Source organism: Bacillus sp. LNXM65 (genome assembly GCF_002998575.1).
Taxonomy (GTDB): Bacteria; Bacillota; Bacilli; order Bacillales; family Bacillaceae; genus Bacillus.
Genome location: NZ_PVRB01000002.1, coordinates 370,663 through 392,795 on the forward strand (window position 1 = coordinate 370,663; position 22,133 = coordinate 392,795).

Consider the following 22,133-nt stretch of genomic DNA (forward strand, 5'->3'; position numbering starts at 1 on the left):
AGGCAGGAATCCGTTCTTGCCTGTTTTTTTACGTGGATTGATGGAACTTTAAAACGGGGGAGAAGACCTTATGTATGTGATGAAACAAAGCGGTTGGCTTGAAGTCATCTGCGGAAGTATGTTTTCTGGAAAGTCGGAAGAATTGATTCGGAGAGCCAAAAGAGCCACCTTTGCCAAACAAGAAGTAAAAATATTCAAACCAGCGATTGATAACCGATATAGTACAAGCTCAGTTGTCTCACATAACGGTTCATCAGTCGATGGGATTGCAGTAGCCTCACCAAAAGACATAATAACGCACATATCAGAAAGAACCGATGTCATTGGCATTGATGAGGTGCAATTTTTTGATGAGACAATCATTGATATTGTCACTCAATTGGCTGATAAAGGTTACCGAGTCATTGTTGCAGGCCTTGATCAAGATTTCAGAGGAGAGCCATTTGGTGTTGTTCCGCATTTAATGGCATGTGCAGAGCTTGTAACAAAACTTCAAGCAGTTTGTTCGGTATGCGGCTCCCCAGCGAGTAGAACACAACGCTTGATCGACGGTAAACCCGCATCCTATGATGATCCCATTATTTTAGTAGGTGCGCAGGAATCATACGAAGCACGATGCAGACATCACCATGAAGTACCAAGACTTGACGTTGGTACAACACTTGACAATTAAAAAAATAGCAAATGCCGCTGTGTTTCGTTTTTCGAGATTTTGGCTGAACACCCATCATTTGTACTTAAATAAATTAAATAACGCTACGAAAAAATTATCTAATTTTCAACGCTTGCGTTTTAGCATAAGCAGGCATAAAATGACTAACTGTAGTGTAAAGCATTTTAACGAAAAGTTCGATTTCTTGTCATAATTTTTTTTGATTAAGGATTTTCCTCCTTAATCGTTCTTTAAATTAATAGTTCACTTTATTTATATTTTAGAAAGAGGGTAGTTTTTGATGAACAACGTGAAGAAAACAAAAGAAGGGTACCTCGAAACCACTTTGACAGGTAAAGATGTATTATCGATTCCAACGTTGAACAAAGGCGTTGCTTTCTCTGAAGAAGAAAGACAAGAGCTTGGACTAGAAGGTTTACTTCCTCCAACTGTTCTCACTCTAGAACAACAAGCGGAGAGAGCGTATAAGCAATTTCTGGCACAGCCAGATCGTCTTCGTCAAAACGTATACTTAAGTGATTTGCAAAACCGTAACGAAGTATTGTTCTATAAGCTTCTAACAGACAAGCTTCGTGAAATGCTTCCTGTTGTGTACACACCAACTGTTGGTGAAGCGATTCAAGAATACAGCCATGAATACAGAAGACCTCATGGTGTCTATCTTTCAATCGACAACATTGACGGCATTGAGAAAGCATTTGAAAACTTACATGCAACAGCAGGAGATATTGACCTTATCGTTGCAACTGACTCTGAGAGCATTCTTGGAATTGGTGACTGGGGTGTTGGTGGTATCAACATCGCAATCGGTAAATTAGCTGTTTACACGGCTGCAGCAGGTATTGATCCAAGCCGCGTGATTCCAGTCGTATTAGATGTTGGCACAAACAATGAAAAATTATTGAATGATCCATTATACATCGGAAACCATCACAAACGTGTACAAGGTGAAAAATACGAAGAATTCATTGATGCTTATGTAAAAGCAGCGCTTAAATTCTTCCCGAAAGCCTTACTTCACTGGGAAGACCTTGGAAACAAAAATGCGCGTAACATCATGAAAAAATACAATGATAACATCTTAACGTTCAATGATGATATTCAAGGTACTGGTGCCATTACTTTAGCGGGTGTTCTTGCAGCTGTCAAGAAAACTGGTACTCAATTGAAAGATCACCGTGTTGTCATTTTCGGAGCTGGATCAGCTGGTATCGGAATCGCAGATCAAGTGCGTGACGCAATGGTCCTTGAAGGTCTAACGGAAGAAGAAGCAAACAATGCATTCTGGACATTAGACTACAGAGGTTTGCTAACAGATCAATTTGAAGATGAAGTGCTTGATTTCCAAAAACCATACCTTCGTTCTTCTGCTGAAGTAGAAGGCTGGGCACGCGATGAAAAAGGACAAATCTCATTTGCTGAAACTGTTCGCCAAGCGAAGCCAACAATCCTTATCGGTACATCAGGTCAAGGCGGTGCATTCACTGAAGAAATCATTAAAGAAATGGCAGCTCATACAGAGCGTCCAGTGATCATGCCAATGTCTAATCCAACACCACTTGCTGAAGCAGTGCCAGAGGATCTATTCAAATGGACAGACGGCCGTGCACTGATTGCGACAGGAAGCCCGTTCGAAAACGTTGAGTATAACGGAATCGAATATGAAATCGGACAATCAAACAATGCGTTCGTTTTCCCTGGACTTGGTCTTGGTTCGATCGTAACAGAATCAAAAATCATCACAAAAGCCATGTTCGTCGCTTCTGCGAATGCAATTGCTGAAATGGTTGATCATGAGAAACCAGGTGCTGGTCTACTGCCAAGCATTGATAAATTGCAAGAAGTGTCAATCCATGTGGCTGTTGAAGTAGCGAAAGCAGCTATTGAAGATGGTGTCGCAAGAAAAACGCCTGACAACATCGAACAAGCTGTGAAAGATGCAATGTGGATTCCTGAATATAAAAAAATTGTAAGAGCATAATAAAAAGTGTAACGCGGCATTGTTTCGGGTAATCTAAGCAATGCCGCAATAAAATAAGAGACATGTAAAAGATTCAAGGAGGAATAGTAAGATGGACTTTTTAAATATTTTGATCCTCCTAGCACCGATTTTTTTCGTTATCGCGCTGGGTTGGTTCGCAGGGAACTTCGGCAGCTATGACGCTAAATCTGCAAAAGGTGTAAGTACACTTGTTACAAAGTATGCTTTGCCAGCGCACTTTATCGCCAGCATTCTGTCAACACCAAAAGATAAATTCTATAGTCAAATTCCATTTTTCATTGCATTGATTTTCGGAATCGTTGGTTTTTATATCATTATCCTTTTAGTTACGAAATTTGCTTTTAAATATGATTTAACAGATTCATCTGTTTTCTCGTTAAACTCAGCACAACCGACCTTTGCATTTATGGGGATTCCGGTCTTGGGCAGTTTATTTGGGGCTCAAGAAGTTGCAATTCCGATTGCTATTACCGGAATAGTTGTAAATGCATTGCTTGATCCAATTGCCATTATTGTGTCAACTGTCGGTGAAAAAACAAAAGGAAAAGCCAAAGACGGCGAAAGTTTCTTAAAAATGACAACAAAAGCGATTTTGCACGGTTTATCAGAGCCGCTTGCACTTGCACCGCTAGCAAGTATCATTCTTGTACTTTTAGGATTTAAACTTCCTGAAATCGGACATGAAATGTTAGAGGAAATCGGAAGTGTGACATCAGGGGTTGCACTATTCGCAGTCGGTGTCACTGTAGGTATTCGAAAAATTAAACTGAGCTTACCAGCATTTAGTATTGCACTATTAAAAGTAGCTGTACAACCGCTTCTTATGTATCTTATCGCCATTCTTATGGGTCTTTCGGCGGATGAAATTACAAAAGCTGTATTGCTTGTTGCCTTCCCAGGTTCAGCTGTTGCAGCGATGATCGCCACACGATTTGAGAAACAAGAGGCAGAAACTGCATCCGCATTTGTGATCAGTGCCATCATGTCACTCATTACATTACCGATCATTATTGCGCTTACCGTATAATATAGTAGAAGGCTGCCTCTTGAGGCAGCCTTTCTTAGCGAAATGAATGAAACAGAGGGAAGAGCACACGCTTTTTTTTGATGTCAGGGTGTGTGATTTCCTTTTTTTCTTCTATTTGAGAGGGTTGTTTCAAGCTCGCGGCAAGACGCTCAAGTTTAGTGGTGAGATCTTCAATTTCTCTGCGGTGCTGAAGCAGCTGGTATGATACACCTTCATCTGCTTTTTTAGCCAGTTTCCGTTCGAGTTCTTGGAGTCGATTTTCTACATCAGTAGTGACATGCAATTGCTGCTGAATGAGCTGTTTCACTTGCTTTTCTAATGCTTCAATCCGCTTTGTGGAGGCATCAGTTTCTGCAGCAGGTGATAACTGTTGAACGGTTTCCTCGTGGATTGGCAGTCGAATGTCTTGGAGGATCACACCTTCACTCATTTGGTGTTTGACTTCTTTGAGCAGCTGTACAATATCTTCATGAAATTCATAATGTCCAAGTTCATTCCGGGCGACAGGGATGTTGAGCTGTTTAACCCAACGCTGAATCGTTTTTGAAGAAACACCAATTTCTTTTGCAACCTCATTTGTATTCAAACCAAATGCCCTCCCTTTTTTCAATTATAAGTACCATTCTCTTCAAGGAGGACCTGTTCCTTCACGTTAGACAAAACAAGTAACCAATCGCCAAAGATCGTGTTTTCTAGCGAAAAATTGCAGAAAATCAATTGTTTTGGAAATTTTTTTGACTGTCATACCCCGCTATACTATAATTAGACTGTTACGCACAAAACAGAGGTGAAGACCATGTTAGACCGTTTAAAATCAATTGAAGAACGCTATGAAAAGCTAAATGAATATTTAAGTGATCCTGAAGTGGTGAACGACCCTAAGAAGCTTCGTGAATATTCGAAGGAACAATCTGATATTCAAGAAACTGTTGAGGTATATAGACAATATCGTGCGGCATACGACCAGTTGAGTGAAGCGAAAGCAATGCTGGAAGAGAAGCTGGATGCCGAGATGCGCGACATGGTCAAAGAAGAAATTTCAGAGCTCACAGAGGAAACGGAACGTTTAGAAGACGAGCTGAAAATCTTGCTGATCCCGAAAGATCCAAATGACAACAAAAACGTTATTGTGGAGGTTCGTGGTGCAGCGGGAGGAGAAGAGGCCGCGCTTTTTGCTGGAAATCTTTACCGTATGTACAGCCGTTATGCTGAAATGCAAGGCTGGAAAACGGAAGTGATGGAAGCGAGTGTCACTGGCACAGGCGGTTATAAGGAGATTATCTTTATGATCAGCGGGAAAGGCGCATACTCCAAACTAAAGTTTGAAAACGGCGCACACCGCGTGCAGCGTGTTCCGGAAACAGAATCAGGCGGACGGATTCATACATCAACAGCGACAGTTGCTGTCTTGCCTGAGGCTGAAGAAGTTGAAATTGATATCCATGAAAAAGACATCCGTGTAGATACTTTCACATCAAGCGGACCTGGCGGACAAAGTGTCAATACGACCATGTCTGCTGTTCGATTAACTCACCTTCCAACAGGTGTGGTTGTATCCTGTCAGGATGAGAAGTCGCAAATCAAAAACAAAGAAAAAGCCATGAAAGTGTTGCGTGCGAGAATTTATGATAAATTCCAGCGTGAAGCACAGGCTGAATATGATCAAACGCGTAAATCTGCTGTTGGAACAGGGGATCGTTCAGAGCGTATCCGTACGTACAATTTCCCGCAAAACCGTGTAACGGACCACCGCATCGGATTGACGATTCAAAAGCTTGATCAAATTTTAGAAGGAAAACTTGACGAGGTCATAGATGCATTAATTATGGAAGACCAAGCAAGAAAGCTTCAAAATGCAAAATAATCAACGAACCATCTTTGAAGCCCTTAAATGGGCTTCTTCTTTGTTAACGGAAGCCGGTAGAGACCAAAACGCAGCAGAGCTTCTTTTGATGCATGTACTGGGCCTAAGCAGAAGTGAACTTCTTGCACGTTTTCATGATCTGCTGCCAGAGGAGCAAGATCGGTTGTTCAGCGAGTTTGTCACGCAGCATAAGAAAGGCGTGCCTGTTCAGCATCTAACGGGTATTGAATTCTTTTACGGCCGTCCCTTCGAGGTGAACAAACATGTTCTCATTCCTCGTCCTGAAACGGAAGAGGTCGTTTTGGCGGCGCTGAATCTGGTGAGTGACGTCTTCCCGCACGATCAGCCGCTCAAAGCAGTGGACGTTGGCACAGGAAGCGGGGCAATTGCGATTACGCTGGCTCTTGAAAAAGAAACATTATCTGTCACAGCAACGGATATTTCACATGAAGCACTTGCGGTAGCAAAGCGGAATCAACAAGCGCTTGGTGCAGACGTCCATTTTTTACAAGGTGACTTACTCGAACCTATCATGGATCAAGGCATCAAAGTGGATCTGTTTATTTCCAATCCACCTTATATTGCAGCAGAAGAAATGGACAGTTTGTCAGAGGTGGTTACGAAGCATGAGCCAGTGAATGCGCTGACAGATGGACGTGATGGTCTGTGGTTTTACAAGCGTCTCATTCGTGATCTTCACTGTGTACTTCATGAGCAGGCGGTCGTTGTCTTTGAAATTGGACATACGCAAGGGCAAGATGTAAAAGCACATCTCTTGCAGTCATTTCCCGCGGCAGATGTCCGCATCGTCAAGGACATAAACGGGAAAGACCGAGCTGTTTGCGCACACATTCAAAACGGAAAGTCCGGCTGAAAAAAGTCGGACTATTTTATTATGTAAAGATGAAACTTATGGTAAAAGAGAAACGTATATATAGAAGAATGAACATTCTGATCATGATTTTTTTACATAAATTTGTTTTGAAGGAGCGAATGGTGTGAACAGAAGGTATGCGATGGTGTTGGTCATCGTCAGTGTACTATTGATTGTGAGTGCTTGTGGTAAACCGAGCTTTAAAAAAGAAGCAGCAGCATTTGGAGAAAGCTATAAAAAAGCACAATACACAGTGAATCGAACAGATGACCTAACTGACATGAAGGAGAAGCTGAAGTTTTATTTAACTGAGCATGAATATCAAGAATATACACAAGACAGCATGTTCCCGAGCGTGTTAGAAGCAGCAAAGGATCAAGATTGTCAAATTAAGCTGAAGAAAATTACGTTTACGCCTTCAGATGAAAGCGATGACAGAATTGAATTTGACTATGAAATGATGATTCAATTTATTGATCAAAAAGGAAAGGTTAAAAAAGAAATCAAGAAAAAAGGAGCAATGACTGTCATCAAAACAGAATCAGGGTTAAAAATCAGCCGAGATTGGGATGGGAGACTGTACCCTTCCGATTACCAATCCTCACTCCAAAGCCGTTTTTAATGGGACGGCTTTTTTTGATTTGACTTATAATCTATTAAAAAAATCATTTTGTCTGTTTATGAGATGGGTTTCCTGGACACAATGTTTGTAGCGAAGAGAAAAAGTGGGGGGAACACATCATGTTTAAAAGTAAAATGATGATTTGTCTTTATATGTTTCTATTATTATGCGGTGCTTTTGCAAACCTTGGAAGGGAGGAGACAGCGGCTGCTTCTGCAAATCAGCCTGTTGTAATACCAGACGAAGCGATCCGCTTACGCATTTTAGCAAATAGTGATCGTTCAGCGGATCAGGATGTGAAAAGAAGCATTCGTGACGAGGTCAATGCCAATATGACAGAGTGGGTTAAAGACCTCACGTCCATTGAAGAAGCAAGACGTGTAATTCGGACCAAGCTGCCAGAAATCAATCGTATTGCCAAAGCGAAATTGAAGGAACAGCACATTGATCAATCCGTCTCAGTCAGCTTTCAAAAAGCCTCATTTCCAACAAAGCTATATGGGAATTTCGTCTATCCTGCAGGGGAATATGAAGCCATTTTAATTACACTTGGAGAAGGGGATGGAGCCAATTGGTGGTGTGTGTTATTCCCGCCGCTCTGCTTTATCGATTTTTCAAATGGAGAAGCCATCGCATCGCCAGAGGGGGATGAGGATAACCAAGTGACAGCGCAGCAAACAGATGAGTCTGTTAATGAAGTGGTGAAAGAAGAGAAAGAAGAGACCGGTGAAGTGAAATTCTTTTTATTCGAATGGGTCTCTAGTCTTTTCTCCTAAAAAAGGTATAAATCTGTTTTTGCCTCATAGAGTTGAAGTAAGAGATCAAAAAGAGGTGAAAGCATGTATTATCAATTAAGAATAGCCACAGAAGAAGATGCCCCAGCGATCAATGCTTTTCTTGAAAAGGGACAAGCGAAAGGCGGCGTCACGCTTGCAGAGCGTACGACATTTGTTGTCATGGAAGATGCGGACGGTCAGCTGGCGGGGTGTTTAGGTCTTGAACAGCTTAGTGAACAAGAGGGCTTGCTGCGGTCCCTTGTCATATCAGATAAACTAGGTCAGGGACACATCGTGTCTTTGTTCCAAAGTGTTCAAACGCTCGGAGGAAAAATAGGTGTGGATACTTTTTATGTCGTCGCAAACCACTCCTCCTCACATGACTTTTTGGCATTGATGGGCTTCACGCCATTAGAGGACATTCCAGAAAGCATGTGGGTATCTGCACATGCAAAAGAGATATTGGCGAAAGAACAAGCTGTGGTTCTTCATAAAAAAGGAAGTTAATCACAACATACTGGACTTATACACATACTTATCCACTGTTAAACAAGCGTTATCCACAAATTGTGGACAACGCTTGTTTTATTGATCATCATCTTTTATACTTTCAAAAGGATAATTGAGATATATCAACAGTTTTATCTTTTTTAAAAGGAGTTTGTATGATGTTAAATACAAAAAGGTGGTCTGTGGATTTAGAAAAGAGTTTATCCACATACTATCCACAAATTGAACAGGCAGCTGTGTTATTGCAGCAAAACGAAGTGGTCGCTTTTCCGACTGAGACTGTTTACGGACTAGGGGCAAATGCGAAAGAGACAGAAGCTGTCATGAAAATATATGAAGCGAAAGGGCGTCCAAGTGATAATCCATTGATTGTCCACATTGCGGAGGTTCAGCAGCTTCACGAATTTGCGCAAATAGAAAGTGAAAAAGCAAAGGCGCTGATGGAAGCCTTTTGGCCGGGCGCTTTAACCATTGTTCTTCCATGTAAGCCGGGTGCTTTATCAAAGCAGGTCACAGCAGGTTTATCCACGGTCGGTGTGAGAATGCCTGACCATCCGATTGCGCTTGAGCTCATCCGAGCAGCTGGTCTGCCGATTGCCGCACCAAGTGCCAACCGTTCAGGCAAACCTTCACCGACACAAGCTGACCATGTAGCGAGTGATCTCGATGGAAGAATCGCTGGGATTGTCGATGGCGGTTCAACTGGAATTGGCGTTGAGTCAACGGTTGTATCCTGTGTCGACGAGATTCCAGTGATCTTAAGGCCTGGCGGGATTACAAAAGAAGCTTTAGAAGAGGTAGTTGGAGCGGTCAGTATCGACCCGGGGCTGACAAAAAAGGACGAAGCGCCTGTATCGCCAGGAATGAAATACACACACTATGCACCTGAAGCTCAAATGTATCTTTTTTCTGGAAGTGATGAAGAGATGCAGCATCACATTCAAACATACCAGGCAGAAGGTCTAAAAGTGGGCGTGCTGACAACAGAAGAAAAGAAATCGTTGTTTGCGGCAGATGTTGTTTTCAGCTGTGGATGGAGAGGGAAACCTGAAACGATTGCGGCAAACTTATATCGTGTACTGAGACAATTTGATGAGACAGATGTAGATGTCATTATTTCAGAAGCTTTTTCAGAGCAGGGAGTGGGTTCAGCGATTATGAACCGTCTGCAAAAAGCGGCAGGAGGGCGTACTCTCTCTTCATTCAAATAGTTCTAACCCTTCTTGGACAAACATAGGTTAAAGGAGAATGCGTGTCCAAGGGGGATTTACATGTACGAACTAGCTGGCGAATTGCTGACGCTCAGCATCATGGCTTTTGCATTGGGAATGGATGCTTTTTCGGTTGGACTTGGCATGGGGATGGTTCAGCTGAGGTTCCGCCAGATCATTTATATTGGACTTGTCATTGGGATATTTCATATGTTTATGCCGCTTTTTGGTATGCTGACAGGTCAGCTCCTATCAGGCTGGCTCGGTCTCCTTGCCACCTATATCGGCGGGGCGCTGCTTTTGGTGCTCGGGCTGCAAATGATCGTTGCGTCTATTCGCAAAGAGGATAAACCATTTATCGCACCTGTTGGGGCTGGTCTCGTTCTTTTTGCAACAAGTGTCAGCTTAGACAGTTTTTCCGTTGGTTTAAGTCTCGGAATTTACGGTTCTCACGTGTGGATGACCATTTTATTGTTTGGTTTTTTTAGTATGATCCTCACATGGCTTGGATTATTACTCGGTAAACAGGTTCGATCATGGGTTGGATCATATAGCGGGGCGCTTGGCGGAATCATTTTACTAGCCTTTGGTATCAAATTATTATTTCCGCTCTAGTCAGTCTCCTTACATAACATGTAGAATGAAATGCTATATAATAGAAGAAAAGGAGGGCGAAAGATGAAAATCTTATTTGTTTGTACGGGAAATACATGCAGAAGTCCGATGGCTCAAGCCCTTTTTGCTTCAATTGCATATGATAAAGGTTTAGAGGTCACTGTTAAATCAGCGGGCATTTTTGCCTCAGATGCTGGGAAGGCTTCTCCTCAAGCGGTCGAAGCATTATTTGAGAAAAGCATTCCACTGAATCACTCTTCATCAAAACTGACAGAGGATCTTCTGCGAGAAGCAGATTACGTCTTCACCATGACCATGCAGCATAAACAGTTGATTGTGGAGCAATATGCGCATGCAAAAGACAAGATCTTCACTCTAAAGGAATTTGCGACAGGAACAGAAGGCGATGTATCCGATCCGTTTGGAGGAAGTCTGTCTGTTTATCAGGAAACACGTGATGAACTTGAAGCATTGCTCTATCAACTGGCTGAGAAATTGAAAAAAGATCAGACATCCTCATAATGGACAACCTGTAAAACCGTTGCGTCAACGGTTTTTCTGCTTTTGTTTGCAAATGACTAGGCAGAGGTTAAAATATAACTGTAAATAAAGAATAAATGTAAGGCATGACAGATCAACTCACCCTTAGGAGGAATTGCCCGATGAAAGTAGCCATTGCATCCGATCACGGCGGAACGAATATTCGTGAAGAAATCAAACAACTGATGGATGAATTGAAGATTGAATACATTGATATGGGTTGTGAATGTGGATCAGGTTCTGTAGACTACCCAGATTATGCTTTTCCTGTAGCTAATATGGTGGCAAACGGAGAAGTCGACCGCGGCATTTTAATTTGCGGGACAGGCATCGGTATGAGCATCTCAGCAAACAAAGTGAAAGGAATTCGCTGTGCGCTGGCGCATGATACATTTAGTGCGAAAGCGACTAGAGAACATAATGATACAAACGTCCTTGCGATGGGAGAGCGAGTCATTGGACCTGGATTAGCACGTGAGATTGCGCACATTTGGTTGACAACAGAATTTACGGCAGGACGACATGCTGTGCGGATTGGTAAAATCGCTGATTACGAAGAAAAGCACCTATAAGGAGCGCTTAACATGAACATTGGTCAAGATTGGCTTGAAATGTTAAAAGAGTTTCATCAAATGGTCGAACTGCGTGCTGGGCAAATCTTAGTGATCGGCTGCAGTACATCAGAAGTGGCTGGTGAGCATATTGGGACAGCAGGAAGTGAGCAAATAGCTGCGTCTATCTATCAAGAATTGGATCAGCTAAGACGAGAGACTGGCATTGAGCTCGCTTTCCAGTGCTGTGAGCATCTGAATCGTGCTCTTGTTGTGGAAGAAGAAGTGGCTTTCCGGCTTAACCTAGAGATTGTAGCGGCAGTACCTGTCCGAAAGGCGGGTGGTTCGATGGCGGCTCATGCGTATCAGCACATGGAACATCCTGTGTTAGTTGAATCCATCAAGGCGCATGCTGGAATCGATATCGGTGATACATTAATTGGGATGCATCTAAAGAGAGTCGCTGTACCTGTTCGCCTCAGTCGTCATCAATTAGGACATGCACATGTGACGTTTGCGAAAACGCGTCCGAAGCTGATTGGCGGAGAACGAGCGGTTTATACAAGATCATAGCTTAGACATATTTCTAATATAATGTTGAATGATGAAGACGCTTCACCGCTTGAATATTCGGTTTTTCGCAAAAAAAGAAGGCGATTTTCTAAAAAAACTTTTACATTTCACTCAAAAACCGTGTACAATGAGATGGTGAAAACATCGAATGGAAATAGATTGGAGAGGATTTCGCTGATGAAACATTTACCTGAGCAAGACGCACAAGTATTCAAGGCAATTCAACTAGAGCGGAAACGCCAGCAGGACAAAATCGAATTAATTGCATCAGAAAACTTTGTAAGCGAAGCAGTCATGGAAGCACAGGGCTCTGTATTAACAAACAAATATGCAGAGGGCTACCCTGGTAAACGCTACTATGGCGGCTGTGAACATGTAGACGTTGTAGAAGATATCGCACGTGACCGCGCAAAAGAAATTTTTGGCGCTGAGTATGTGAACGTACAGCCTCACTCAGGTGCTCAAGCGAATATGGCCGTATACTTTACCATTCTTGAGCATGGCGATACAGTGCTAGGCATGAACTTATCACATGGCGGGCATTTAACGCACGGAAGCCCTGTTAACTTTAGTGGTGTACAGTACAACTTTGTAGAATATGGTGTCGATAAAGAAACGCAGCATATCGACTATCAAGATGTACTTGAAAAAGCACGTGAACATAAGCCGAAGCTAATTGTTGCGGGTGCAAGTGCATATCCACGTCAAATTGATTTCAAAAAGTTCCGTGAGATTGCGGATGAAGTCGGTGCTTACTTTATGGTCGACATGGCTCACATTGCAGGTCTTGTTGCAGTAGGTCTTCATCCAAATCCAGTTCCTTATGCAGATTTTGTGACAACGACAACTCACAAAACATTGCGTGGACCTCGCGGCGGAATGATTCTATGCCGTGAAGAGTTTGGTAAAAAGATCGACAAATCGATCTTCCCTGGTATTCAAGGTGGACCACTGATGCATGTCATCTCTGCAAAAGCTGTTTCTTTCGGTGAAGTATTGAACGGAGATTTCAAAACATATGCACAAAACGTCATTGATAATGCAAAGCAGCTAGCTGAAACCCTGTTATCTGAAGATATTCAGCTTGTATCTGGTGGAACGGATAACCATCTTGTTCTCATCGACTTGCGTTCTCTTGGCATCACAGGAAAAATTGCAGAAAATGTTCTTGATGAAATCGGTATTACAGTGAACAAAAATGCGATTCCTTATGATCCAGAAAAACCTTTTGTCACAAGTGGTGTACGTGTTGGTACAGCAGCAGTGACAAGCCGCGGTTTCGATCAAGAGGCGATGAAAGAAGTCGGTTCCATTATTGCGCTTGCTCTAAAACATCATGAAAATGAAGCGAAATTAGAAGAAGCGAAAAAGCGAGTATCTGATCTGACAGCCCGCTTCCCTCTATATAACGAATTAGATTATTAAAAAGCAGACCCATTTGCCTATTTTTGGCATGTGGGTTTTTTTTGTAGGATTTGCGAATCATATTGAAAGATGACGTCTTTTTATGTAGAATTGTAGGAAGTGTGCAAAGTTCACCGGAAGATGACAGAAAAGGAGTTGTAGCAAGCAATGGCAAAGGTTTATGTATTTGATCACCCGCTTATTCAGCACAAACTTACATATATTCGTGACGTTCATACAGGAACAAAAGAATTTAGGGAGCTAGTGGATGAAGTCGCAACATTAATGGCATTTGAAATCACAAGAGACTTACCGCTTGAAGAGGTAGATGTAGAAACACCTGTACAAGTAGCGAAATCAAACGTGATCTCAGGGAAGAAACTCGGTGTTGTGCCAATTTTAAGAGCAGGTCTTGGAATGGTGGACGGGATTTTGAAACTCATTCCAGCTGCTAAAGTGGGACATGTCGGTTTATACCGTGATCCGAAAACATTAAAGCCTGTTGAATATTATGTGAAGCTTCCATCTGATGTGGAAGAGCGTGAATTTATCGTAGTAGATCCAATGCTTGCAACTGGCGGTTCAGCAGTCGAAGCATTGAACAGCTTGAAAAAACGCGGGGCGAAAAACATTCGCTTCATGTGTCTTATTGCTGCCCCTGAAGGTGTAGAAGAAATGCAAAAGCATCATCCTGATGTTGATATCTACATTGCAGCATTAGATGAGAAATTGAACGAAAAAGGCTACATTATCCCAGGTCTTGGTGATGCTGGTGACCGTATGTATGGAACGAAATAACATGTTTTAATAAAAGCCCACATGCAAACGTGCATGTGGGCTTTTTGAAATATATGACAAACGATTGATATCGTTCTTAGAAAAATCAATGTATACTGAACATTAGCTGTTTTTTTGAATGAATGTCACGTGTCTCCTAAAGTTTGATGAAATTGTGAACATTTTGTGTGCTCTATCACTATAGAAAAGTTTTTTAACTTTCAACGGATTGACACATCATAGACGCTATTGTATGCTAAACGAGGGTATTATGGTAAGGTTTTCATAGCCTATAGCACTCTACTAATCCTCATTGTGAACCCTTTAATTATCAGGGTTTGTATCAGCGAATGAAGCAGCATCCCATAGATCTTTAGATTTCAAGTCTGATTGTGCAATTAGACCGATGGGTGATTGATTTTTTTCGAACAGGACTGCTTATCATAAGCGTCTTCTACGCAGTTTTCATCACCAATTATCACCTTTTTTACAATATTTTTCATCGGGAGTCAGATGAATGAACGATCCAAACGCGATTTTCCGCAGACAGAGTAAATATATGTTCTATCTATTGGCAATTTTTGTGTTTGGCTATGCCATGCCTGGTTTTAAACCACTGTTTCTTGGTTTCATTATCGGCACAATTTTTGCTTTCTTTAATTTATTCCTACTTATACGGAGAATGCACGCTTTTGATCGAGCGGTTAAAAAAGGAAAATCCATTCGTTCAATGGGAAGTACAGCCAGGTGGGCCAACGCAATTCTCGCAGTAGCGATTGCTTGGCGTTACCCTAATGAAGTTCATCTGGCAGGTGTTGTTATAGGATTAATGACAATATATCCTGTCATTATGATAGATTCCTTCATTCAACTTAAACGTTCTACTATGGAAGAGAGGTGAATACTCTTTGGGTCACAGTTCAAAAACTACAGAATTTTTAGGGTTAACGTTCAACTTATCCAATGTTCTCATGATTACGATTGCTAGTATCATCGTTCTTCTCATAGCGGTGCTGACTACTCGTGTTCTGTCTATTCGTCCGACAAAGGCGCAGAACTTCATGGAATGGATTGTTGATTTTGTTCGAAATATCATAGGTAGTTCGATGGACATGAAAACAGGAGCCCCATTTCTAGCGCTTGGCGTTACATTACTCATGTACATATTTGTTTCAAACATGCTTGGACTGCCATTCTCGATTACGGTCGATCACAACTTGTGGTGGAAATCACCAACAGCAGACCCTGCAATCACAATGACACTAGCGATTATGGTCATGGGATTGACACATTACTACGGTGTCAAGGCAAAAGGAGTCAAGGAATATACGAAAGACTACTTCAGACCAATTCCGCTTTTAGTACCATTGAAACTTATTGAAGAATTTGCAAACACGCTAACACTTGGTTTGCGTCTTTATGGAAACATTTTTGCTGGAGAGATTCTTCTTGGTTTGCTTGCAGGACTTGCGACCAATTTCTACACGCAAAACATTGCACTTGGTATCGTTGGTACATTAGGTGCCATCGTGCCGATGATTGTATGGCAGGCATTCAGTTTGTTTGTCGGAACAATCCAAGCATTTATCTTCACCATGCTGACAATGGTGTACATTTCCCATAAAGTCAGCGATGAACACTAAAAAATTGAGAGTCCAAAAAGGACGTTATTTTAAAGGAGGAGCTTTTTAATGAATTTAATAGCAGCAGCAATTGCAATCGGTTTGGGAGCACTAGGAGCAGGTATTGGTAACGGTCTAATCGTATCTAAAACAGTTGAAGGAATCGCTCGTCAGCCAGAAGCTGGTAGAGAACTAAGAACACTTATGTTCATCGGGGTCGCTTTAGTTGAGGCACTTCCAATTATCGCTGTCGTTATCGCATTCTTGGCATTCTTTGGTTAATATGTGAGAAGCGTTCTAATATGAATTTTAATGGCGAAGATCAGATTAGTTCGAAACTTCGCCATTCCTTTATGTTTTGTTTCTTAACATATTATTTAAAGAAGGGAGTTGCCGTACTAAATGTCTCAGTTACCAGTGGTTTTAGGAGCAGGTGGCTTAAGTTTCAACGCCGGGGATATGTTATTCCAGCTTATCGCTATGCTCATCCTGCTTGCACTTTTAAAGAAATTTGCGCTTAAACCTTTATTAGGTATTATGAAGCAGCGTGAAGATTATATAGGAAATGAAATTTCAAGTGCTGAACAAAAGCACGTTCAAGCTGAAAAGCTTCTTGAAGAACAACGTGTCTTATTGAAAGAAGCACGCGAAGAATCACATACACTCATCGAAAATGCGAAAAAGATTGGTGAGAAACAAAAAGAAGAGATCATTCAAGCAGCACGTCAAGAGTCAGAGCGCTTGAAAGAGTCTGCTAGAACTGAAATCGTGAAAGAAAAAGAACAAGCTGTGGCTGCACTGCGCGAGCAGGTTGCATCACTATCTGTACTCATTGCATCTAAAGTGATTGAAAGAGAACTTGATGAGCAAGCACAAGAGAAATTGATTCAAGAGTATCTTAAAGAGGCAGGCGAAAGCCGATGAGCGTGACTATTGTCTCTAAGCGTTACGCTTCTGCTCTTTTTGACATCGTTCTTGCTTCTTCGGCAGTAGACGAAACTGAAAAAGAGCTGAATGAGATCAAAAAAGTTCTAAAGGCTGACCAAGAATTGAATGACTTTCTTGTTCATCCAAAGATTACGGCAGATAAAAAGAAACATTTGATTGCAGAAGCTTTCAAAGGTGTTTCGACACATGTATTGCACACAATGTATTTATTGATTGACCGCGGACGCACGAATATTTTCTCTGAAATGACGTCTGAGTTTGTGAAACTTGCAAACCGCACGAAACAAATAGACGATGCGGTCGTGTATTCAGTGAAACCGCTGAGCGGCGCTGAAATTCAATCTTTATCTGAAGTATTTGCCAAAAAAGCCGGAGTCACATCACTGCGTGTTGAAAATGTGATTGACAAGGATCTAATAGGCGGAGTGAAAATCCGTATCGGAAACCGCATTTATGACGGCAGTGTCAGCGGAAAGCTTTCCCGCATTGAACGTCAGCTTGCAGGCGAAAATCGTTAGAAGGGGTGAAACCTTAGTGAGTATCAAAGCTGAAGAGATTAGCGCGCTGATAAAGCAGCAAATCCAAAACTATCAATCTGAAATTGAAGTAAAAGATGTCGGTACAGTCATTCAAGTAGGGGACGGTATCGCGCGTGTACATGGCCTTGACAACATTATGGCAGGAGAGCTGGTTGAGTTCTCTAACGGTGTAATGGGTATGGCTCAAAACCTTGAGGAGTCTAACGTAGGTATAGTGATTTTAGGACCTTACAAAGATATCCGTGAAGGTGACGATGTAAAACGTACAGGTCGTATCATGGAGGTTCCAGTAGGTGAAGAATTAATCGGACGTATTGTGAACCCACTTGGTCAGCCTGTTGATGGACTAGGTCCAATCTTAACGAGCAAAACTCGTCCAATCGAAAGTGAAGCACCAGGCGTTATGGATCGTAAATCTGTACATGAGCCGCTTCAAACAGGGATTAAAGCAATTGATGCCTTGATTCCAATCGGACGCGGACAGCGTGAATTGATCATTGGTGACCGTCAAACAGGTAAAACATCTGTTGCAATTGATACGATCCTAAACCAAAAAGATCAAGACATGATCTGTATTTATGTAGCGATCGGACAAAAAGAATCAACGGTTCGTGGTGTTGTTGAAACACTTCGTAAGCATGGTGCGCTTGATTACACAATCGTAGTCACAGCTTCTGCATCACAGCCAGCCCCGCTTCTTTACCTTGCTCCTTATGCAGGTGTAACGATGGGTGAGGAATTCATGTATAACAGCAAGCACGTACTTGTTGTATATGATGACCTTTCTAAACAAGCGGCAGCTTACCGTGAGCTTTCATTATTGCTTCGCCGTCCTCCAGGTCGTGAGGCATTCCCTGGTGATGTTTTCTATCTTCACTCTCGTTTATTAGAGCGTGCAGCGAAGCTTAGTGACGAAAAGGGTGGCGGATCTATCACAGCATTGCCTTTCGTAGAAACGCAAGCTGGCGATATCTCTGCATATATCCCAACAAACGTTATTTCAATCACAGATGGACAGATTTTCTTACAATCTGATCTCTTCTTCTCAGGCGTACGTCCAGCAGTAAACGCAGGATTGTCTGTATCTCGTGTAGGTGGTTCTGCACAAATCAAAGCGATGAAAAAGGTAGCAGGTACACTTCGTCTGGATCTTGCTTCTTATCGTGAGCTTGAAGCATTCGCTCAGTTTGGATCTGATCTAGACCAAGCGACTCAAGCAAAATTAAACCGTGGTGCTAGAACAGTTGAAGTCTTAAAACAAGACTTGAACAAACCGCTTAAAGTTGAAAAACAAGTAGCGATTCTTTATGCACTCACAAGAGGATACTTAGACGATGTCGCGATTGCTGATGTCAAACGTTTTGAAGCTGAGTTATTCATGTACATTGAAGAAAACCATAAAGACTTGTTTGACACCATCTCTCAAACAGGAAACATGCCTGCTGATGAAGAGTGGAATACAGCAATCGAAGGCTTTAAACGTACGTTTGCACCAAGCAACTAATTAGTAATCTTTCCGAGAGAAAAAGATTCTCTTTTTCTCTCTTTTCACGTAAATGAACACGGATTCCTGAAAAAAGGTGGTGAAATCTTTGGCCTCATTACGCGATATAAAGTCAAGGATCACGTCAACGAAAAAATCGAGTCAGATCACAAAAGCGATGCAAATGGTATCAGCTGCGAAACTGAATCGTGCTGAAAACAATGCGAAGTCTTTTGTTCCTTACATGGAGAAAATCCAGGAAGTGGTTGCTGCAATCGCAACTGGAACAAGTGCTAAGCACCCAATGCTTCTTTCAAGACCTGTCAAGAAAACAGGGTATCTCGTCATTACATCTGATCGGGGGCTTGCAGGACCTTTTAACAGCTCGATTTTGCGTGCCGCTTACCAAACCATTCAATCTCGTCATCAATCCGCTGATGAATATGCGGTGATTGTGATTGGTAAAATCGGACGCGACTTCTTCAAAAAGCGCGGTATTCCAGTTATTTCTGAAGTAACAGGGCTTGGAGACGAAGTAGCGTTTGCTGATATTAAAGAATTAGCAAGCAGTACAGTTCAAATGTTCTCTGATGAAGCGTTTGACGAACTTTACATGTTCTACAACCACTTTGTCAGTGCCATTTCACAAGAAGTAACAGAGAAGAAATTATTGCCGCTAACGGACCTTTCGGCCGCAGCGACACCAAATAAACGTTCCGCATCTTATGAGTTTGAGCCTTCTGAAGAAGAAATTCTTGAAGTTCTCCTTCCTCAATATGCAGAGAGTTTGATTTTCGGTGCGCTTCTTGACAGCAAAGCAAGTGAACATGCTGCAAGGATGACAGCAATGAAGAGTGCAACAGACAACGCAAAAGAATTGATCGACAACCTGACACTCTCTTATAACCGTGCTCGTCAAGCAGCGATTACACAAGAGATTACAGAAATTGTCGGCGGAGCAGCTGCCTTAGAATAGAAATAATTGTCAGGAGGGAATGCAATGAAAACAGGACGCATCAGTCAGATCATGGGACCAGTCGTAGACGTTCATTTTGAAGACGGTCACTTGCCTGAGATTTATAATGCGATCAGAGTTTCGCATAAAGCGGAAAGCGAAAGTGAAGTTACTATCGACTTAACTTTAGAAGTAGCACTACATTTAGGTGATAATACAGTCAGAACCATCGCAATGGCATCAACAGACGGTGTGAAGCGCGGTATGGAAGCTGTAGACCTTGGAAAACCAATTTCAGTACCAGTTGGTAACGTAACACTTGGACGTGTATTCAACGTACTGGGAGATAACATTGACTTAGATGAGCCACTTGGTGTGGAAGCTCAAAGAGATCCAATCCACAGACAAGCGCCTTCTTTTGATCAACTTTCTACTGAAGTTGAAATTCTTGAAACAGGTATCAAAGTTGTTGACCTTCTTGCTCCTTACATCAAGGGTGGAAAGATCGGTCTATTCGGTGGAGCCGGTGTAGGTAAAACCGTTCTGATTCAAGAATTGATCAACAACATCGCACAAGAACACGGCGGTATTTCTGTATTCGCTGGTGTTGGAGAGCGTACACGTGAAGGAAACGACCTTTACTACGAAATGAAAGATTCTGGCGTTATCGAAAAAACAGCCATGGTCTTCGGTCAAATGAACGAGCCGCCAGGTGCACGTATGCGTGTTGCCCTAACTGGTTTGACAATGGCAGAGCATTTCCGTGATGAACTAGGTCAAGACGTATTGTTCTTCATCGATAATATCTATCGTTTTACACAAGCAGGCTCTGAAGTATCAGCTCTACTTGGACGTATGCCTTCAGCGGTAGGTTATCAGCCGACACTTGCAACAGAAATGGGTCAGCTGCAAGAACGTATCACGTCTACAAACGTAGGATCGGTTACATCGATTCAAGCGATCTATGTACCTGCGGATGACTATACGGATCCAGCTCCAGCAACAACGTTCGCTCACCTTGATGCAACGACAAACCTTGAGCGTAAGCTGACTGAAATGGGTATTTACCCAGCGGTTGATCCTCTTGCTTCAACATCTCGTGCACTTGCACCTGAGATCGTTGGTGAAGAGCATTATGCCATTGCGCGTGAAGTGCAGCAAACATTGCAGCGTTATAAAGAACTACAAGATATCATTGCCATTTTAGGTATGGATGAATTATCTGAGGACGATAAGCTTGTGGTACACAGAGCACGTCGTGTTCAATTCTTCCTATCTCAAAACTTCCACGTAGCAGAGCAGTTCACTGGCCAAAAAGGTTCTTATGTGCCATTGAAAGAAACTGTTAAAGGCTTCAAGGAAATCTTATCTGGTAAATACGATCACCTTCCAGAAGATGCATTCCGCTTAGTTGGACGCATTGAAGAAGTGGTTGAAAAAGCCAAAGAGATGGGTGTAGAGGCCTAATCTGGTCCTTAGGAGGGTAAAAGCATGAAGACCGTTCAAGTCAATATCGTTACTCCCGACGGCCCAGTGTATGAAGCGGATGTGGAAATGGTCAGTGTCAGAGCAGAAAGCGGTGAGCTTGGTATTTTAGCTGGCCACGTTCCAATGGTTGCTCCGCTAAAAATCGGTGCAGTTCGCTTAAAACATAGTGGATCAACTGAATTGGTTGCAGTAAGTGGCGGATTTGTTGAAGTTCGCCCTGAACAAGTAACCATTCTTGCTCAGGCCGCTGAAACATCAGATAAAGTTGATGTCGATCGTGCTAAATCAGCGAAACAGCGTGCTGAAGAGCATTTGAACCACCCGAATGAAAGTGATGTACGCCGGGCGGAACTCGCATTAAAACGGGCGTTAAACCGTTTAAATGTAGCAGGGAAATAAAACAGAAAATCCTTCTTATCATTGTGATAAGAAGGATTTTTTTAGAATGACATGAGAGATTGGTACATCGACACATACGGGTGAGAATCCTGTTTTTCAAGATATAAGTGCTCGCAAAACTGCGTACTATGCCACGTTTTATTGTGCCGGCGCAAACCAAGCGTATATTGATGCGGAGAGTCCATATAAGGCCGTACTACCCAGTCAGCATCTGAATGATGACGGAGGACAACTTCTCCCATATACACACTCATCATCGCTTCTAATGCATCTATTGGCATTTTCCACTCAGCAAACAGCTGCTTGGTAAATGCATCAAAGTATAGTGATTCTAACTGATACAGGCTTTCCTCAGAATAATCCAAAGAAATGTTATGAAAATGACACAATTGCGCTAATTCTTCTAGCTGTGTCTGTCTATAATCAAAGTAGAAAGCAATGGCCTCCCATTCATGATCAAATGAGGGAACCAGTTCTCCGTACAAATCAACAAAGTCAGGAAAAGAATCTTTCAATGTGTTCAGCTCCTTCCACACGCAGTATATCATCTCCTTGGCACCAGGATAAGAGGGGATTTACTCTAAATGTAGCTCTTTTTTCCAAATGATTCATCTTTCCGATTTTCGAGGATATAATGAAAGGGAGTTTTCCTTTACAGAAATAAATAAAAGGAGGATTCA

Annotated in this window: 26 protein-coding genes; 24 read left to right on the forward strand and 2 right to left on the reverse strand. The window is 42.2% G+C overall.

What is annotated here, in order from left to right; all coding sequences use genetic code 11:
* The first annotated feature begins 70 nt into the window (after positions 1-70).
* From C6Y03_RS05460 to C6Y03_RS05470, 3 genes are all read left to right on the forward strand, one after another.
* Positions 71-673, forward strand: a complete 603-nt coding sequence (locus tag C6Y03_RS05460; RefSeq protein WP_003214626.1) for a thymidine kinase — start codon at positions 71-73, stop codon at positions 671-673.
* Between the two features lie 280 nt (positions 674-953).
* Positions 954-2,654: an oxaloacetate-decarboxylating malate dehydrogenase gene (gene malS / locus C6Y03_RS05465; protein WP_066031615.1), complete on the forward strand. Its 1,701-nt coding sequence runs from the start codon at positions 954-956 to the stop codon at positions 2,652-2,654.
* Between the two features lie 91 nt (positions 2,655-2,745).
* Positions 2,746-3,702 carry an AEC family transporter gene (locus tag C6Y03_RS05470; RefSeq protein WP_034666496.1) on the forward strand — a complete coding sequence of 319 codons (957 nt, stop codon included), beginning with the start codon at positions 2,746-2,748 and terminating at the stop codon, positions 3,700-3,702.
* A 34-nt stretch (positions 3,703-3,736) separates the two neighbouring features.
* Here the strand turns inward: C6Y03_RS05470 and racA are convergent, their stop codons facing one another.
* On the reverse strand, positions 3,737-4,288 hold the full coding sequence (racA, locus tag C6Y03_RS05475) for a chromosome-anchoring protein RacA (RefSeq protein WP_066031616.1): 552 nt from the start codon (positions 4,286-4,288) through the stop codon (positions 3,737-3,739).
* Positions 4,289-4,498: 210 nt separating this feature from the next.
* Here racA and prfA point away from each other — a divergent pair, with 210 nt between their 5' ends.
* The 21 genes from prfA to C6Y03_RS05580 all read left to right on the forward strand — a co-directional run bounded on the left by prfA (position 4,499) and on the right by C6Y03_RS05580 (position 21,453).
* On the forward strand, positions 4,499-5,566 hold the full coding sequence (gene prfA / locus C6Y03_RS05480) for a peptide chain release factor 1 (RefSeq protein WP_034660298.1): 1,068 nt from the start codon (positions 4,499-4,501) through the stop codon (positions 5,564-5,566).
* Complete coding sequence (gene prmC, locus C6Y03_RS05485) at positions 5,556-6,440, forward strand: peptide chain release factor N(5)-glutamine methyltransferase (RefSeq protein WP_106038973.1); 885 nt, start codon at positions 5,556-5,558, stop codon at positions 6,438-6,440. The genes prfA and prmC overlap by 11 nt, the downstream gene beginning before the upstream one ends.
* A 142-nt stretch (positions 6,441-6,582) precedes the next feature.
* Positions 6,583-7,062 carry a hypothetical protein gene (locus tag C6Y03_RS05490; protein ID WP_106038974.1) on the forward strand — a complete coding sequence of 160 codons (480 nt, stop codon included), beginning with the start codon at positions 6,583-6,585 and terminating at the stop codon, positions 7,060-7,062.
* A 119-nt stretch (positions 7,063-7,181) separates the two neighbouring features.
* Positions 7,182-7,838, forward strand: a complete 657-nt coding sequence (gene spoIIR / locus C6Y03_RS05495; RefSeq protein ID WP_034660295.1) for a stage II sporulation protein R — start codon at positions 7,182-7,184, stop codon at positions 7,836-7,838.
* 63 nt (positions 7,839-7,901) lie between these two features.
* On the forward strand, positions 7,902-8,345 hold the full coding sequence (locus C6Y03_RS05500) for a GNAT family N-acetyltransferase (protein WP_034660294.1): 444 nt from the start codon (positions 7,902-7,904) through the stop codon (positions 8,343-8,345).
* Positions 8,346-8,506: 161 nt separating this feature from the next.
* Complete coding sequence (locus C6Y03_RS05505; RefSeq protein WP_095285680.1) at positions 8,507-9,559, forward strand: L-threonylcarbamoyladenylate synthase; 1,053 nt, start codon at positions 8,507-8,509, stop codon at positions 9,557-9,559.
* A gap of 60 nt (positions 9,560-9,619) precedes the next feature.
* Positions 9,620-10,174, forward strand: coding sequence for a manganese efflux pump MntP (locus C6Y03_RS05510; protein WP_034660292.1), 555 nt, complete (start codon positions 9,620-9,622; stop codon positions 10,172-10,174).
* Positions 10,175-10,237: 63 nt separating this feature from the next.
* Positions 10,238-10,696: a low molecular weight protein arginine phosphatase gene (locus tag C6Y03_RS05515; protein WP_106038975.1), complete on the forward strand. Its 459-nt coding sequence runs from the start codon at positions 10,238-10,240 to the stop codon at positions 10,694-10,696.
* Positions 10,697-10,836: 140 nt separating this feature from the next.
* Positions 10,837-11,286 carry a ribose 5-phosphate isomerase B gene (gene rpiB, locus C6Y03_RS05520; protein ID WP_003214714.1) on the forward strand — a complete coding sequence of 150 codons (450 nt, stop codon included), beginning with the start codon at positions 10,837-10,839 and terminating at the stop codon, positions 11,284-11,286.
* A 12-nt stretch (positions 11,287-11,298) separates the two neighbouring features.
* Positions 11,299-11,838, forward strand: a complete 540-nt coding sequence (locus tag C6Y03_RS05525; RefSeq protein ID WP_034660290.1) for a TIGR01440 family protein — start codon at positions 11,299-11,301, stop codon at positions 11,836-11,838.
* A gap of 177 nt (positions 11,839-12,015) precedes the next feature.
* Entirely contained in the window at positions 12,016-13,263 is a 1,248-nt protein-coding gene (gene glyA, locus C6Y03_RS05530) for a serine hydroxymethyltransferase (RefSeq protein ID WP_065097863.1), read from the forward strand.
* 147 nt (positions 13,264-13,410) lie between these two features.
* Positions 13,411-14,040 (forward strand): uracil phosphoribosyltransferase, encoded by a 630-nt coding sequence (gene upp / locus C6Y03_RS05535; RefSeq protein WP_003214553.1) that lies wholly within the window; start codon positions 13,411-13,413, stop codon positions 14,038-14,040.
* 496 nt (positions 14,041-14,536) lie between these two features.
* Complete coding sequence (locus C6Y03_RS05540; protein WP_024423731.1) at positions 14,537-14,920, forward strand: ATP synthase subunit I; 384 nt, start codon at positions 14,537-14,539, stop codon at positions 14,918-14,920.
* 7 nt (positions 14,921-14,927) lie between these two features.
* Entirely contained in the window at positions 14,928-15,662 is a 735-nt protein-coding gene (gene atpB, locus C6Y03_RS05545) for a F0F1 ATP synthase subunit A (protein ID WP_003215198.1), read from the forward strand.
* Positions 15,663-15,710: 48 nt separating this feature from the next.
* Positions 15,711-15,923, forward strand: a complete 213-nt coding sequence (gene atpE / locus C6Y03_RS05550) for a F0F1 ATP synthase subunit C (protein ID WP_003214968.1) — start codon at positions 15,711-15,713, stop codon at positions 15,921-15,923.
* Between the two features lie 120 nt (positions 15,924-16,043).
* Positions 16,044-16,565 carry a F0F1 ATP synthase subunit B gene (gene atpF / locus C6Y03_RS05555; RefSeq protein WP_034660288.1) on the forward strand — a complete coding sequence of 174 codons (522 nt, stop codon included), beginning with the start codon at positions 16,044-16,046 and terminating at the stop codon, positions 16,563-16,565.
* Positions 16,562-17,107, forward strand: coding sequence for a F0F1 ATP synthase subunit delta (locus tag C6Y03_RS05560; protein WP_034660287.1), 546 nt, complete (start codon positions 16,562-16,564; stop codon positions 17,105-17,107). The genes atpF and C6Y03_RS05560 overlap by 4 nt, the downstream gene beginning before the upstream one ends.
* A gap of 16 nt (positions 17,108-17,123) precedes the next feature.
* On the forward strand, positions 17,124-18,632 hold the full coding sequence (atpA, locus tag C6Y03_RS05565) for a F0F1 ATP synthase subunit alpha (protein WP_106038976.1): 1,509 nt from the start codon (positions 17,124-17,126) through the stop codon (positions 18,630-18,632).
* A gap of 88 nt (positions 18,633-18,720) precedes the next feature.
* Positions 18,721-19,587 (forward strand): F0F1 ATP synthase subunit gamma, encoded by an 867-nt coding sequence (locus C6Y03_RS05570; protein ID WP_034660284.1) that lies wholly within the window; start codon positions 18,721-18,723, stop codon positions 19,585-19,587.
* 24 nt (positions 19,588-19,611) lie between these two features.
* Complete coding sequence (gene atpD, locus C6Y03_RS05575) at positions 19,612-21,033, forward strand: F0F1 ATP synthase subunit beta (protein ID WP_034660283.1); 1,422 nt, start codon at positions 19,612-19,614, stop codon at positions 21,031-21,033.
* Positions 21,034-21,057: 24 nt separating this feature from the next.
* Positions 21,058-21,453: a F0F1 ATP synthase subunit epsilon gene (locus C6Y03_RS05580; protein ID WP_034660282.1), complete on the forward strand. Its 396-nt coding sequence runs from the start codon at positions 21,058-21,060 to the stop codon at positions 21,451-21,453.
* A gap of 41 nt (positions 21,454-21,494) precedes the next feature.
* Here C6Y03_RS05580 and C6Y03_RS05585 read toward each other — a convergent pair whose 3' ends face one another.
* The gene (locus C6Y03_RS05585) at positions 21,495-22,001 is read right to left on the reverse strand and encodes a hypothetical protein (protein WP_374955720.1); all 507 of its coding nucleotides are present in this window, start codon (positions 21,999-22,001) and stop codon (positions 21,495-21,497) included.
* Between the last annotated feature and the right edge of the window lie 132 nt (positions 22,002-22,133).